A 15086-nucleotide genomic window follows, 5' to 3' on the forward strand; every position below is an offset into this window, starting at 1 on the left:
GTTGTCTCCGGATAGCCAAAGCCGACAAGTACTTATGCGAATTCAATGTTTTTTTTCTTCGAAGCGCTCAAAACGTTGCGCCAGTCCGTCCACAGATTCGTTCACGATCTGGACCCAGGGTTCGGTATAAAAACCGACACCCAGCAATACGGCACAGACCACCCCGTTCAGCGTCGCCTCGGGAATGGTAAGTCGGGGTCTCGCTAGTTGTACTGCGGTTTTGCGCTGCGCCAGAAACGCGCGCTGGAAAGCCCATAGCAAAAACGCGGCGGCCAAAACGTTGCCCGTGGCCACGGCCACGGTAATGCCCCAATCATGCGCTTCGATCGAGCCTTCCAAAAGCAGGTGGGCAGCATCGAAGCCGGGCGTGCCGGGCATCGCCATGGTGCTCAATGCAGAGACCAGGAACGTGATGCCCAGCAACGGCATGAGGTCGAACAGTCCTCCGAGACGAGGCAGCAAAGCGCTGCCAGCACGCCTGAACACCAAACTCGTCGCAAACAGAAGACCGCTCGCGGCAATACTGAAATTCACCGAAAGCAGCAAACTGCCGGCCAAGCCTTCGGAATTCAAGCAGAACACGCCGACCACCAGCATGCCGGTATGGCTGACTGCCGCGAAGGCCAAGAGCCGCCTTAGATTCAGCTGCATCAGCGCCATCAGTGCTCCATAGAACATGCCCGCCAAGGCCAGGGCGATAATGGCCGGTTTCAAGGCATGAATCGCATCGGGAAGCAGCGGCAGCACGAAGCGCAAGAGTCCGTATAGGCCCACTTTGGCGCCGACCATAAAGACACCGATGGTCGCCAGCGTTCCGTGTTGAAAGACCTGAGGCAGCCAAGCGTGAAAAGGGAACTGGGCCATCCGTATCGCCAGGGCGTAGAACAGCAGTATGAATACCGTGGATTGAACGCCGCTCGGAGGCAATGTTTCGAGCAGCGCGCCGAGCGCGAACGACCACTCGCCGGAGACCCGGGCATGATGCCAGCCTAGAACCAGAAGTCCGACAAAGAACATGACGAGACCGCTCAACATGAATTGCATGAAAATACGGACAGCTCCGGCGGCATCCGCGGAAGCGGTACTCCAGCGGCGCAGTATAAATGTGGCCGGCACAAGTTCGAGACAGGCCAAGATCCAAAACTGAAGCAGATCGACGGTAAAGAAAAGTGCGGTCAGAACACTTTGGAAGCCGAACAGGCTCGCGACATACAGGCCGGGTGATTGGCGCTCGGGCGTGATTTCGCCATAGAGCATGAGTAGGAAGCTCAAGAGTGCCGTAACGAAAACGAAGAGTACGCTTAAGCCGTCGACGCCGAGGTGGTAATGGAGGAAAGGCAGAAGCGCCAGGTCCTCTGCGAATTGTAGCTGGGTGATGCTGGAGTCGAAGGCTATCAGCAGATAAACCGTCAGGGCGAGTTCTAAACCTGAGCCGACCAGCCCGACGATAAAGGCGTGCCGTGCTGATTGGGCAAAATAAGCAGCACCCATCGCCATTAAGGGCAAAAAGATCATCGTGCTGAGGATAGGAAAGGCGGACTGTGTCGCCCAGTTGATTTCAGCGACCATAGGTTCTTATTTCTTATACGGTGGCTAACAGAGTGAAAAAGACGAAGAGAATCAGATAGCGGGGTTGAGCCAAGATGGATTCAACGCGATTGAGCCGCCTGCCGAAACGGCGCCCCAGTGTCACGAGATCCATACCGACGCCTTGCAAGACCAAGCGCTCCTCGAACCAATGGAAGGCGGAAGCGAAGAGATCGGTCAGGATGCCGGGCAGGCCGCCGACGCGGCGTCCGTCGGTACGGTAACCGGCGCCGAGATGATGTTCTTCCCGTTCGGCAAGGGCGGAGAGTCCCCGCATGGCAGGTGCGGGCAAGCCGACCAATTCCTCCACGACCCGGCGGTCGAAAACGTTCAAATCGGTGGCGACGCGAGCGATCGGCTTGGCCAGTAGTTGATAGCCGAGATTATCGAGCCAGAAGCGCTGCAGCGACGCTGTGTAAAGCCAGCGAAAACGGCCGGCGAAGGCCGGAACCGGCCGGGTTGGATGATGCGCCGCGTGATGCAACAACGACGGTGCCGTCAGGAACTGGTATCCGCGCAACAAGGCATGTGTCGCTAGATGCCAAGCTGCCAATTGCCACCACCCTAGGCCGCACGCCAGAAACATCAAGCCAACCTGCGCAGTGGTTGAAAAAATTAATGCGGACTTCACGTCGGTCTGCGTTAGCCCGGACACAAAACCGTAAAGTGCTGTTACCAGACCCATGGCCGCCATGATTGCCATGGCCGCAGGTGCCGCTTCGAAAAGCGGTTGCAGTTGCAATACCAGAAAAACACCGGCATGGATCATCACGGCACCATAGAAAATGGCGCTCGACGGCGTGGGACCTTCCATGGCGCGGGCCACCCAAGGCGAGAAAGGCACTTGGGCCGATTTAACCGCGGCCGCCAATAGAAAGCAGATCGCGATCAAACTGGCTTGAAAACGATCGAGAGTTGCAGCGCTTTGGGCAATCTGCGGCCATTCGACGCCTCCGGTCCAAGCGAAGGCAAGGACGATTCCCAAAATGAAACCGGCATCGCCGATACGGTTGGTTACGTATACGTAGGTAGCATTCGCGGAAGCGACCGGCCGGTCGTAAAAATACGCGATGAGCAGAAAGGAGCACACGCCGGCCAGTTCCCAACCGAAGAATGTGAGTACGGCGTTCCCACCCAGCACCAATAATTGCATCGCACCTGCGAACAGAGACAGGACTAGGAAAAAACGATGGAAACCGGCTTCACGGTGCATGTAATTCACCGAAAATTTGGCCACCATCAGCGAGAACAACGCGAACAAGACGGACAGGCCCAGCGTGACGTTATTCAGTGTAAAGCTGACGTTAACGACATAGTTGCCGCTGGACAGCCAGGTACCCAAGAGCACCTGTTCGGAAACGAATCCCGCCTGCCGGGCACAAAAGGCCGCTATTGCCAGGACGAAAGACGCCAGCGTTGCAGCAATTACGAGGGCTCTAGTAACGGGCTCTCCTGGTTCTCCTGAGATACGCCCGGAAATGACGCCGATGCCGATAGCGGCGACCGCCAAAATCGGCAATCCTGGAATCAGCAGTACCAGCCAATCAAGCATAAGAAACACCCGCAGACGTTTGTTGAATCAATGCTGGTGGTAGCGCTTCCGTGTGGCCGACATACCAGTCGGTGGACCGTTCGACGACCGGCAAGGGCTCAAGCTCTTGGTTCCACGGCACGAAGCCTCGGCCGGGAACGAACATCGAAATTTCCCCGCTATCCGGATCGATCGCGGACAGCAGCACCCAGCCGTTGCCAATCAATTCCTGCAATGCGGGCTGACGCTCGTAAATCGCGGCCAAGACTTCCGTCCTGTGCTCAACGACGATTTGCAGTCGCATGGCTTCGTGGATTTCGATCATCTGCTTCGGAAGCCCGGTTCGAAGGTCGCTGAAGGCTCCTTCCATGACGCCGAAGAGTCCGGTGATGTTGTGCGGTATTTTGGTGCCACAGCCGAAACGATCATTGTTCACCGTCGAAAAGTAATATTCGAGATTGATGCCGGCTCCGACCGGGGCAGCCGCCAGCAGAATACTTTCGAGCGTGCTGCCGACGGAGTCCTGGGTAGGGTCATAGGAAATCAGAAAGACCCGACGATCGAGAAAAAGCCCTCGGGTGATGGAACGTCGGCCGATGACGGCCGCGGCATTGCTGGCATGCCCGTATTCGGGGCGGACCTGGCTGTAGTCAGCGGATCTCTCGACGACATGCTTCAAGGCAGCCATCGGCGGAAAATCTGGCGACGTCAGGTTTGCCAGGCGCCGACACCGCTCATGCGCAGAGTATGCACGTGCGGTTTCCAGCGTTTGCTTGAGGCGGTGGAATTCGGGTTGGAAGCGACCGGGAATGGCTTCCAGATCATACCAAGTCAACAGTTCGTTGCAGGTATCGTGCTGAGCCCCGACGAACCAGGTATCGTCCGGAATGGCAATACCTTTCTGCCGAAGTAGCTCGCGCACCTCGGGACGATTCGCCATCGCGGCTGCTACCCGTGCGTTAGGACCGCCTCGTTTTCCACCGCAGGCACCGCAGTCGTGGGCCGCTTCGTGTGGATTGTTCAAGCTGGTTGAGCCATGGCCGACCCAAACGACTATAGGTGCGAAGCCGGAGGTCAGGCCGATCGAACGCAACAAGGCGAAGATGCGATCGGCTTGTTCTTCATCCGTAAATCCGAGCTGGGGATGTTCGTGGCTCTTGGACTTGGAGGAAGCGGTGATCTCGGGATATGTGGGTACGGTGGGCAACAGCTTATTAAAAAGCCTTCCGACCAGTTTCTTGAAAGCGTAGGGCGCCCATACGATGCCGGACAGTACCGCCATCATGAAAGGGGCGAGCAGATCGGTCAGCACAGCCGAAGACAGAAGATTGCGCCGCAGCTCGGAGTGAAAAATCTGTTCGAAGCGGTGCAGAAGATGGCGTGTCCGATCGCCATGCCGGGAGATGCTCTCGTAGCTCGGGCGGACCGCTTCTCTCACCTCGTGATTGGGCGTCACCACCACGGGGCAAAGGGGAATGGGCTTTTCATCGTGCAAGCCGCGCCAGTACATGGCGATACCGAAGAAACCGGCGGTTCCCAGTGTTTCGATACTGGGATCGAGTTCTTCCAGATGGCGGCGGAACGCTTCTTCTCGCTCGTCCATGCAGAAAACGACCTGTGCCGTCGGACGTTTGTCTTGTGGCTTCGAAGGTTTCAGCTTGCGATTGTTAACCAGCGCGTTGAACAGTCGTTCGCGATAACGTCTCTCATACGCGGTGAGCCAGATAAAACCACGCGTGGACGAGGACAATTCGCTCGCCGCGGCGAGTAGGGCTTCACAGGACTGCAACGAAAGCGAACCGACGTCATGACCCGAAAGGCCCAGATGCTGAGCCAAGCGGAACAAACGCCAGCCGCTGTCGTGAATGGTCAGCCGGTGGGGTTTCTCCGCCAGCGAGCTGTGCTTCCAGGTCGAGATCATGTCCGCAACCGACCACCAACGGTCACGATCGAAGTTTCCGGGGCGCGATTCGGCGACCAATTGCTGCGCCGCGTCCGCCAGATACTCGGGCAGATTGCCATTGAACAGAGCATGGCGCACGAGGAGTTCGGGCGGATTTCGTTCGAAATAGGCGTGCAAGGACGGCCAAGTGCCCGCGATGCCCCAGGTTTCCTGGCAAAGCCCTTCGATGACGATTCGGTCCAAGACCAATCGAATGGCGAGATAATCCATGAGCGAGGCGGGCGCTTCCCGGTTGGCCTCGTAATCGGGATGATGCTGCCGCCAATTGATCATGCCCGACCAGCCGGGAATTTCCAGAGCGATTCGCTCTAAATAGGTCTCCCAGCGATCTTCTGGAAGGCCTATCCGCACAAGTTCCGCATGAACCGCATCGACGGCGAGTTCCGGCAAAGCCGATACGACTTCCCGCCAATCCGGAAAATCGCTGAGACCGAGTGAGAAATCATAAGGCGCTGAACGACGCCATGCCGAGTACAGTCCTTCCGAGCGGTCGGCCGCATGCCAAGCCGCAAGCCCCTCGTCCAAATGGGAGGCACAAAAACGGATCAGTATCGGTCGGACCGTGTCGAGCACATCCCGTCCGGTTAACGTCAGGAGCAACCCGCGCAGCGAAATGCCGTGGCCGACGTCGGCGAAGAGTGTATCGGAGAGCGCGCGGGCCTCCGCTTTCATTTTTTGCCGCGCGAGAGTGGTACTGGACTTAGCGCCTGTGGATGATAGTCCGGATTCGCTCAACAAGCTTTCGGCTTGACGGACGGTGAGATCGGTTAAGTCTTCAGGGTGAGGTGCGGTCTGGTCCAATCCGAGAACTCGTAAGGTGGCATTCCACAACTCACGGATCAGTGTACTTTCCTGTAGCGCCTCCGAATTTCCCGTCACACGTTTGACCGAGTCCATGAGGAGGCGGCGTGCATCGGGCGGGATATCGCTTTGAAACCGGTCGAGTACCCCCATTTCCTCGATCAGCCAATTCAACTGGCTCGGCGTGACGGCGTCCACGCCGTAGACCATGGCGATGCGATAAACATCCTTCCGAAGGATCGTTCGATCGCCGACTCGAAGCAGCACTTCGTCACCTTTGAGTTGCGGTGACTCGGCGAAGGCGGCGGCCAGATCCTCATCGAGAATCCGGCCCTGGGAGTAGAACTTCCGGAATTCTTCTTCAGGCAAGTAGCCTCTGATGCCGGTCAGTTGTTCGACGGCTTCTAGGGCCTCTTGAAATGGCAGATGCTGAAAACCGTGCAGCGTATTGTGATGCACGAAGTTCATGATCGGCGCCTGTCCCGGCAAGATATGATCGAGGTGGTCCACCGCCTCCTGCAACCGCCGGCGGATGTCGGGCCTTGTAGCTTTCGATTTGGGCGATAGCACTCTAGGTTCCTCAGTAATTCTTGTCATTGAAAACCATGCTGAGTTGATTGACGGAGGCGTCTGTCAACGACACCATCGGACCTGGCATGAGTCCCAGTGCCATGATACCTGCTGCCAAAACTCCGGCGGCGACGAGCTCGTGGCTGCGCAGATCGTGGACATTTTGCATTTCCGGCCGCATTGGACCCGTAAACAGCCTGGCGGCAGTTCGGATGGCGTAGGACGCGCCTATGAGTACACCGACGCTCGCAAAGAGCATGATCCATCCGAAACTCTGAAACCCGCCGATGATGGCATGGAGTTCTGCCACGAAACCTGCCGAGCCCGGCAACCCCATGGACGCGAGTAGGGCCAGGGTCGTAAAGAAGGCGAAGCGCGGGGTCACTTGCACCAGGGAACTGTAATCCGTGATTTCCCGGGTATGGGTGCGCTCGTAGAGAAGACCGATCAATAGGAATAGCGCACCGGCAATGAGACCGTGGGCGGTCATCTGCAACACGGCGCCTAGCAACCCGGCTTGATTGAGCGCCGCAATGCCGATCAGCACGACACCCATGTGACTAATAGAGGAATAGGCGATCATGGCCTTGAGATCGGTCTGCCGCCAGGCGAGTAACGCTCCGTATACGAGGCTGACCAAGGCCAAGCCGGCGAGCAGGGGTTGGAGCGCCTGAGCCGCCTCCGGCAACATGCCGGTTGCTTTGAGCAGGCCATAGGCGCCCATTTTGAGAAGCGCGCCGGACAACAGAATACTCACCGGACTGGGCGCTTCCACATGCGCAAGAGGCAGCCAGCCGTGGATAGGAAACACCGGCATTTTTGCGCCGAACCCGATCAAAAAGCCCAGGAAAATCCAAATTTGTTGCTCACGGGGCAGGCTCCGCGCGGTGGCCAGCATAGACTCCATGGTCGTGGAGTGTTCGGAAGATGCGGTGAAAATCATCAATAGGCTCACCAGCATGAACACCGATCCACCCATGGTGTACAGGACGAAATTGAGGCTAGCCGTATGCTTGCGTTCTCCGCCCCATTGGTCGATGAGGAAAAAGAGCGGGATCAGCGTCAACTCCCAAAACACATAGAACAAAGCCCAGTCCTGGGCGAGAAAGACGCCGATCATGCCGAACTCGAGGGCCAGCAGCCAGAAATGGTATCCCTTGACCCGCGCGCTCACGCTCTCCGAGGCCAGCACCGCCACCAGACACAGGAGGGCCGACAGTACGACCATGGGCAGGGAAAAACCGTCAACCCCGAGGGCGTAGTAACTTCCTAATTCAGCGTTCCAAAGACGGCTCTCGGCAAATTGGATCGCTGAAGAGGATGTGTCGAACTGACACAGAAGCCAGATGGTCAACATCAGAACGGCAGCCGATGAACCCAAGGCCGCCGCCCGAATTAAGCGGATTTGCCGTGCAGGTAAAGCCAAAATGGCCAAGGCGCCGACAACAGGCGTCCAAAGAATCAGACTGAGGATATGCATGTTCGGATGCTCGTTTTGTCAGGCAAGGCCGCGAGTTTTGAGGCTCGATTAGCCGAATGCCTGAGTTTCCTAGTTGTTTTGACTCGATACTATAAATGAAAAATTGGGCCAAGGTAAGCTTACCATGCGATATTCGTGCAAACGGGCGTTCAAGAGCAGTGACACCTTTGTCAACAAAAAGCAACGGTTTTCCGGGCGAAACTTTCATAGGGTTGCGGGAGGTTACGCCATGCTCTAAATTGTCTTTTTGGCAAAAAGCTTGCCGATTCATCCCCCCATTCTTTCCTAGATATGACCTCGACCAAAACTCGCTTCGCTCCCAGTCCGACCGGTCTCATGCACCTCGGCAATGCCCGTACGGCATTGTTCAGTGCATTGTTTGGAGATCGTTTCTTGCTTCGTATTGAGGATACCGATAAGGAGCGGAGCCGCAGCGAGTTCGTGGAGGAACTGATCGCTGATTTGCGCTGGTTGGGTGTGAATTGGGACGAAGGTCCCAAAAATGCGGAGCCGGACGAACGATACTTTCAATCCTGCCGCGGCGCGATTTATCAGCGTTATTACGAGCAATTGGAGCAGCAGGGCCGTGCCTATTACTGTTTTTGCTCGCCCCGAGAATTGGAGATTTCGCGCAAGATTCAACTGAGTTCGGGGCAGCCGCCGCGTTACACGGGCAAGTGTTCTCATCTTACGGCGGCCGAGGTGAAACGCAAGTTCGATGAAGGGCTTCGGCCTACCTTGCGCTTTCGAGTGCCGAAAAACGAAACGGTGGAATTCGAGGATCTCGTGCGTGGACCGCAGAAATTCGCTACCGACGACATCGGCGACTTCATCATCCGCCGGGCCGACGGGAGCGCGGCGTTTTTCTTCTGTAACGCCATCGACGATGCTCTGATGGGCGTGACGCATGTGTTGCGGGGTGAAGACCATCTCGCCAACACGCCCCGGCAAATGTTGGTTCTTTCGGCGCTCGGCTTGCCGATACCGCAGTATGCCCATATTTCGCTGATTCTAGGCAATGACGGAGCGCCCCTGTCCAAGCGCAACGGCAGCCGCAGCCTGAAACAGTTGCGTGAGGAAGGTTATTTTCCGAGCGCGCTGTTGAACATGCTGGCCCGACTAGGGCATCACTATGACAGTGACGAGCTGATGGATTTCAAAGCGCTCAAGGCAAACTTCGATCTATCGCGCCTCGGCAAATCGCCTGCACGGTTTGACATCGTCCATCTGGATCATTGGCAGCAGATGGTGGTCCGATCGGCCGACGACGAGACGCTCAGGGGATGGCTGCGCAAGGAGACCGCGGCCATCGTTCCGAACGAACATCTTGCGGCATTCATCGAAATCGTGCGTAGCAATTGCGTTTTCCCGGACCAGGCCGACCGCTGGGCACGCATCTTGTTCACGGACGAGCTGCAGCTCGATCCGGATGCCGCTGAAACTGCCGCACAAGCGGGAGAATCCTATTACCTTTCGGCCATCGATGCGGCCAACGCGGCTCAAGGCGAGTTCGACGTCTTCATGCGCGAGCTGAAAGCTCGGACTGGAGTCAAAGGCAAGGCGTTGTTCATGCCGCTTCGCGCCGCCTTGACCGGGCGCCTGGACGGGCCGGAGCTCGGAACGATTTACCGCTTACTGGATCCGCACCGGCTGCATCGACGCTTGGCGGAATTTACCTACGAGTCCGAATGATGCTGAAGATCTACAACAGCCTGACCGGCCGCAAGGAAGTCTTTACCCCCATCGAACCGGGCAAGGTCCGGCTCTATGTGTGCGGGATGACCGTGTACGACTACTGCCATCTAGGGCACGCCCGCGTCATGGTGGTATTCGATATGGTCGTGCGCTATTTGCGCTATCTTGGATATGAGGTCACGTACGTTCGGAATATCACCGACATCGACGACAAGATCATTAAGCGCGCCAACGAGAATGGAGAATCCATCGCAGCGCTGACCGCCAGGTTCATCGACGCGATGCACGAAGATGAACGCGCGTTGGGTGTGCTACCACCGGATATCGAACCGCGCGCAACGGAATCCATCGACGATATGGTGGCCATGATTCAGTCCTTGATCGATCGCGGCTATGCCTATATCGGCGACAACGGCGACGTTTTCTACGCGGTGTCGAAATTTGAAGGTTACGGTCGTTTATCCGGTAAGAACATCGAAGATCTCCGGGCGGGCGAGCGGGTGGAAATCGAGGAGGCCAAGCGCGATCCCCTGGATTTCGTGCTGTGGAAGATGGCGAAGCCGGGAGAGCCGGCTTGGGATTCCCCTTGGGGCAAGGGGCGTCCCGGTTGGCACATTGAGTGTTCGGCCATGTCCACCCGTTGCCTCGGACATCACTTCGACATCCACGGTGGCGGCATGGATTTGCAATTTCCTCACCATGAAAACGAGATCGCGCAATCGGAAGGGGCGACTGGCGAAAAGTTCGTCAACGTTTGGATGCACAACGGGTTCGTGCGGGTGAACGAGGAGAAGATGTCCAAATCCTTGGGCAATTTCTTTACGGTCCGCGAGGTTCTAGCCCGTTATCGCCCGGAAGTAGTGCGGTTTTTCATTCTCAACAGCCATTACCGAAGCCCGCTCAACTACTCGGACGAAAATCTCGACGAAGCGAATGCTGCGCTGACCCGGCTTTATACCGCTCTGCGCGGAATCCGCAGCGATGTACCGGTTTCGGAAGGCGATCGAAATAAAGCGTTTATTAGCCGTTTCGAAGAGGCGATGAACGACGATTTCAATACGCCCGAAGCGATCGCCGTATTGTTCGAGCTGGCAAGAGAAGTCAATCGGGCGAGGAATGCAAGTCGAGATGAAGCGGAAAACTTAGCCGGTACGCTCAAACGACTCGGTGAAATACTCGGCCTGTTACAGACCGACCCGGAAGAATTTCTGAAGTCCGGACCTGGAGCGCTAAGGCTTCAAACAAAAACGGGTGCCGAGTTCGATGCTGAGATTATTTGGAGTGACGAGCGTATCGAGCAAAAAATTCAAGAGCGCTTAGAAGCACGCAAGAAGAAAGACTGGGCTACCGCCGATCGCATTCGGAATGAGCTCAAAGAGCAGGGCATCATACTGGAGGATACAGCCGACGGCACCACCTGGCGGCGGCTTTGACTTCAACTGAGCGTCTTGTTGCACTTAATCTTTAAGCGGACGGACAGCTTCCGTTACCTTGGATTCAAGTAACGAGGAATCATAGTCTGCCGAAAGGGACGAAATCGCGGTTTGGATCAGACATTCCAAGGGAGGAGTTGTGAAACTTGAAGCCGGCAAGATGAGGAGTATCGGGATTCGCGCAGGGTTCCTTTTGGCGATTATTGCCTTGGGAATCGTTGCGTTTCGGTCTTCCGAAGGCGCGTATGAGTCCGAAGGGCAGCCGTTTTCGGTGGAAGTCATCGCCCAGCAGGAAGACGTGGTCTGGGGATTCGATTTTCTCCCCGACAGACGGATCGTGTTCACGGAACGAGACGGGCAGTTGCGTATTCTCGATCCGAATACCCGATCGGTGCAAACCATTCAGGGGGCACCGCCTGTGGTTCAGGCCGGACAAGGCGGACTGCTGGACGTAAGGGTCCATCCCGATTTCGACAAGAACGGCTGGATTTACCTGACCTATTCTGAAAAAGTGGATGCCGGAATGACCACGGCCCTCGGCCGCGGTCGGTTGGAAGGACTCGAGCTGAAAGATTACCGGAAGCTTTTCAGCGCCTGGGAGCCCAATGGGAATAATATCCACTTCGGTTCGCGGATCGAATTCGACGGCTCAGGCCGGCTTTTCATTTCGGTCGGAGACAGGAACGAGCGGCATAAGGCGCAGGATCTACGCTACCACAACGGCAAAATTCTGCGTCTGAACGAGGACGGCAGCGTACCGCCCGACAATCCGTTTGCGAACAACCCGGACGCCAAGCCCGAGATTTGGAGCTACGGCCACCGCAATCCACAAGGGTTGGCCCGGCATCCGGTGACAGGCGAGTTGTGGGAGAGCGAATTCGGGCCCCGCGGCGGTGACGAAATTAACCTCATCCGCCCGGGAGCGAACTACGGTTGGCCGGTGATTACCTATGGCCGCGAATATTGGGGGCCGAAGATCGGGGAAGGTACTGAAAAGCCGGGAATGGAGCAGCCGGTCGCGTATTACGTACCGTCCATTTCCCCATCCGGAATCGGGTTCTATTTCGGTGACGTCTTCCCAAGATGGAAGGGTAATCTGTTCGTGGCCAATTTGAGTGGTCAGCACCTTCGTCGACTGGTGATAGACGCCAACAATAAGATCGTGAAGCAGGAAGAATTGCTGAACGATCTCGACCTGAACTTTCGTCAGGTAAGGCAGGGACCGGATGGGTTTCTTTATTTTTCGACCGACGACGGCAAAATCGCCCGCTTAGTGCCTGTTCGATAAGAACTCCGCTGTAGCAGAAAAAGTTAAAGTAAAGCACGATCCCGTTTATTTTTTTCGACGAAACCATGAAAACGCAAAATTCGGAAGACTTTTCATTCGTTGATCCCGATCCCGGACCCGGACCGTACGACGCCTTTCGTTTTTGCCCCCGTTGCGGCGGCGAATATTTGAGCATTCACGAGCAGCGTGCGATCAGATGTGGGCGCTGCGGTTTTCTGTTCTTTTTCAACACCTGCACGGCAGTGGGTGGGTTCGTATTCCACCAAAATCAGCTCATTTTGTGCGTGCGCGCCAAGGATCCGGGAAAAGGCAAACTCGACCTGCCCGGTGGGTTCGTCGATTTCGACGAAACAGTGGAAGACGCGCTGCGGCGGGAAATCGCGGAAGAGTTGAATGTCGAAGCCATCAACTATCGCTATCTGAGCAGCGCGCCGAATGATTACCTTTACGGCGGTGTGCTGTACAAAATCACGGACCTGTTCTTTGTTTGCGATGCACCGCAGATCGACACCCTGCGGGCAGCGGACGACGTGGCCGATTTTAGGCTGGTATCGCCTTACGATGTGCGGCCCGAAGAGTTTGCCTTCAACTCCACGAGACAGGCGCTCGTAAAGCTCCGAACCTGGCTGGATCGGACCTGAGAACGACCATCCTACGGTCTACGGTTACGATAGCGCAGCCAGATCAGCCGGAACGACGGTGTCAACCCGATTCCCGAATCGTGTACCCATGAGTCCAGCTCATTCGTGTCGAACCACCGGCACTCGTCGATCTCCCTGGGATCGAGCCGCAGGGTGCCGGAATGGACGACCCGATAAACCTGGATGAACTCCCATCCGGTTTCTGCGGAAGCGGGCAACTTGAACAAGAATCTAGGAGGCGAAGGGCTCTCGATTCCAAGTTCTTCTCCCAACTCCCGCAACGCGCACTCGTCGTAGCTTTCTCCCCAGTCGACATGACCGGCGGCGGAGGTATCCCAAAGCCCCGGGTTGATGTCCTTACTGTGAGAACGTTTTTGCAGCAGTATTTGTTCGAGATGATTGAACACCAGGATGTGCACGGACCGATGGCGCAAGCCTAGCCTGTGAACGTCGGCGCGCGTACGCTGACCGATGATTCGGTCGTCCTCGTCGACTTCGTAAACCCATTCGTCCTTCATTTCGTGTTTCGTGCGGGTGTGTCCGGAACCGCGGTCGGCCCGACGCTGACAGAAGATGCCTGTTGCGTCGATGCCGGAACCGATGCGACGGCATTTTCGTCCGGGGCGTAAACTTCCCAGCCTCCGCCCAGCGCTTTATAGACGGCGATCAGAGCAGTCGCCGTGGCGGTTTCGCTTTGCGCCAATTGCTCCTGATCTTGGAGCAGGCGGCGTTCGGCATCCAGGACGGTGAGGAAATCTTCGATACCGTCTTCGAAACGAAGGTGCGCGAGCTGATGAGCGTGTTCGCTCGCGGCTGCCGCGGACATCAACAAGGCGAGACGGGTGCGCTCGCGATTGTAATTGACCAGTGCGTTTTCGGTTTCTTCGAGTGCCGTCAGCACGGTTTGCTCATAATTCGCGAGTCTCGCTTCCGCGCTGGCGTCCGCTGCCTTGATGCGGGCTAGGACGCGTCCGAGATCGAGAAATGCCCAGGAGATGCGTGGTCCCACCGAGAAAGCCTCGGTACCGGAAGCGCCGAGCCCGGAAAGCGTGCGGGACTCCAAGGCGATGGTGCCGTTGAAGGTTACCCTAGGGAAAAGATCGGCCGTGGCGACGCCTATTCGGGCGGTCGCTGCAGCAAGATTACGCTCGGCGACGCGAATGTCCGGGCGGCGCCGCAGGAGCTCCGAAGGTGAACCGATCCGTATCGATTCGGGAATCTTGGGCATAGGCGCGGGCGTGGACAACTGGCTGGACAGGCTGTCCGGAAGTTGACCAGTTAGCACGCCGAGGCGATGGATGGTTTGCCGAATACGACTTTGAAGGGGCGGAATCGTCGCCAACGTGGAGTCGAGTTGGGCTTTAGCGCGCGAGGTATCCAGTTCCGTGCCTCGTCCGGCTTCCAGTCTAGCTTGGGTCAGTTCTAGAGTGGCGGCCTGGTTGTCGGCGTTTTTTTGGGCTACGTCCAGCTGATTCTGCAAACCCCGCAATTCGAAATAATTGCGGGCCACCTCCGCAATCACGCTGACCAATAGGTCGCGCAGGTCGGCTTCAGCGGCTGCGACTTCGGCGTCTCGGGCTTCGACGCTGCGCCGTATCCGGCCGAAAAAGTCAACTTCCCAGAAGGCATCGAAGCCGACGTTGAAGAGTTCGAGCTCGCGCGGTGCGTACTGTCGGCGGTTCATGGCGTCGAAACTTCGCTTCGTCGTCGTGTAATTGGCATGGCTGGTGATCGTGGGGAGGAGATCCAGCCCGGCCTCGAGATAGAGCGCACGCGCGACCCGGAGATTCGCTTCGGCTGCCTTGAGACCTCGGTTATTGCTCACCGCCTGGTCAATGAGTTCCGACAGCACCGGATCGTCGAATTGCTTCCACCATGCGATCTCGATCCCGTCCCGTTTGAATTCGGGAAGCACGGCATGGGCAAACTGTGCACCCGGGGCAGCGTCCGGTTGCCGATAGTCAGGACCGACCGCGCAGGCGGAAACCAACGCGGAAAACACGATCATGAAGGCGCGCCCCAAGGGTGCGCCAAGAGAGCGATCGTCTGGGGCTGACCGCCCGCGTTCAATGGCCGTGCAAAGTTTGGACATGGCTT

The 15086-nt window shown here is 57.1% G+C and carries 10 protein-coding genes; 4 read left to right on the forward strand and 6 right to left on the reverse strand.

Annotated elements, in window-relative coordinates; translation table 11 throughout:
* Positions 1–42 precede the first annotated feature (42 nt).
* The 4 genes from QEN43_RS02100 to QEN43_RS02115 are packed head-to-tail and all read right to left on the reverse strand — an operon-like array spanning position 43 to position 7932.
* On the reverse strand, positions 43–1569 hold the full coding sequence (locus QEN43_RS02100) for a complex I subunit 4 family protein (protein ID WP_026610621.1): 1527 nt from the start codon (positions 1567–1569) through the stop codon (positions 43–45).
* A gap of 13 nt (positions 1570–1582) precedes the next feature.
* On the reverse strand, positions 1583–3139 hold the full coding sequence (locus tag QEN43_RS02105; RefSeq protein WP_026610622.1) for an NADH-quinone oxidoreductase subunit 5 family protein: 1557 nt from the start codon (positions 3137–3139) through the stop codon (positions 1583–1585).
* On the reverse strand, positions 3132–6479 hold the full coding sequence (locus QEN43_RS02110) for a DUF2309 domain-containing protein (protein ID WP_051331753.1): 3348 nt from the start codon (positions 6477–6479) through the stop codon (positions 3132–3134). The genes QEN43_RS02105 and QEN43_RS02110 overlap by 8 nt, the downstream gene beginning before the upstream one ends.
* Entirely contained in the window at positions 6463–7932 is a 1470-nt protein-coding gene (locus tag QEN43_RS02115; RefSeq protein WP_317963658.1) for a complex I subunit 4 family protein, read from the reverse strand. Before QEN43_RS02115 ends, QEN43_RS02110 begins: the two co-directional genes overlap by 17 nt.
* A gap of 291 nt (positions 7933–8223) precedes the next feature.
* On the opposite strand from QEN43_RS02115, the gene gltX reads away from it, so the two are divergent.
* The 4 genes from gltX to QEN43_RS02135 all read left to right on the forward strand — a co-directional run bounded on the left by gltX (position 8224) and on the right by QEN43_RS02135 (position 12989).
* Positions 8224–9624, forward strand: a complete 1401-nt coding sequence (gene gltX, locus QEN43_RS02120; RefSeq protein WP_026610625.1) for a glutamate--tRNA ligase — start codon at positions 8224–8226, stop codon at positions 9622–9624.
* Positions 9624–11060 carry a cysteine--tRNA ligase gene (gene cysS, locus QEN43_RS02125; RefSeq protein ID WP_026610626.1) on the forward strand — a complete coding sequence of 479 codons (1437 nt, stop codon included), beginning with the start codon at positions 9624–9626 and terminating at the stop codon, positions 11058–11060. The genes gltX and cysS overlap by 1 nt, the downstream gene beginning before the upstream one ends.
* Positions 11061–11199: 139 nt before the next feature.
* On the forward strand, positions 11200–12348 hold the full coding sequence (locus QEN43_RS02130) for a PQQ-dependent sugar dehydrogenase (protein WP_051331754.1): 1149 nt from the start codon (positions 11200–11202) through the stop codon (positions 12346–12348).
* Between the two features lie 65 nt (positions 12349–12413).
* Positions 12414–12989 carry an NUDIX domain-containing protein gene (locus tag QEN43_RS02135; protein WP_051331755.1) on the forward strand — a complete coding sequence of 192 codons (576 nt, stop codon included), beginning with the start codon at positions 12414–12416 and terminating at the stop codon, positions 12987–12989.
* 11 nt (positions 12990–13000) lie between these two features.
* Here the strand turns inward: QEN43_RS02135 and QEN43_RS02140 are convergent, their stop codons facing one another.
* Both QEN43_RS02140 and QEN43_RS02145 read right to left on the reverse strand, forming a co-directional pair.
* Positions 13001–13507, reverse strand: coding sequence for an NUDIX hydrolase (locus QEN43_RS02140; protein WP_026610628.1), 507 nt, complete (start codon positions 13505–13507; stop codon positions 13001–13003).
* Positions 13504–14997 (reverse strand): efflux transporter outer membrane subunit, encoded by a 1494-nt coding sequence (locus tag QEN43_RS02145; RefSeq protein WP_317964090.1) that lies wholly within the window; start codon positions 14995–14997, stop codon positions 13504–13506. The genes QEN43_RS02140 and QEN43_RS02145 overlap by 4 nt, the downstream gene beginning before the upstream one ends.
* Between the last annotated feature and the right edge of the window lie 89 nt (positions 14998–15086).

The sequence above is a fragment of the Methylocaldum szegediense genome (assembly GCF_949769195.1).
Classification (GTDB): Bacteria; Pseudomonadota; Gammaproteobacteria; order Methylococcales; family Methylococcaceae; genus Methylocaldum; species Methylocaldum szegediense.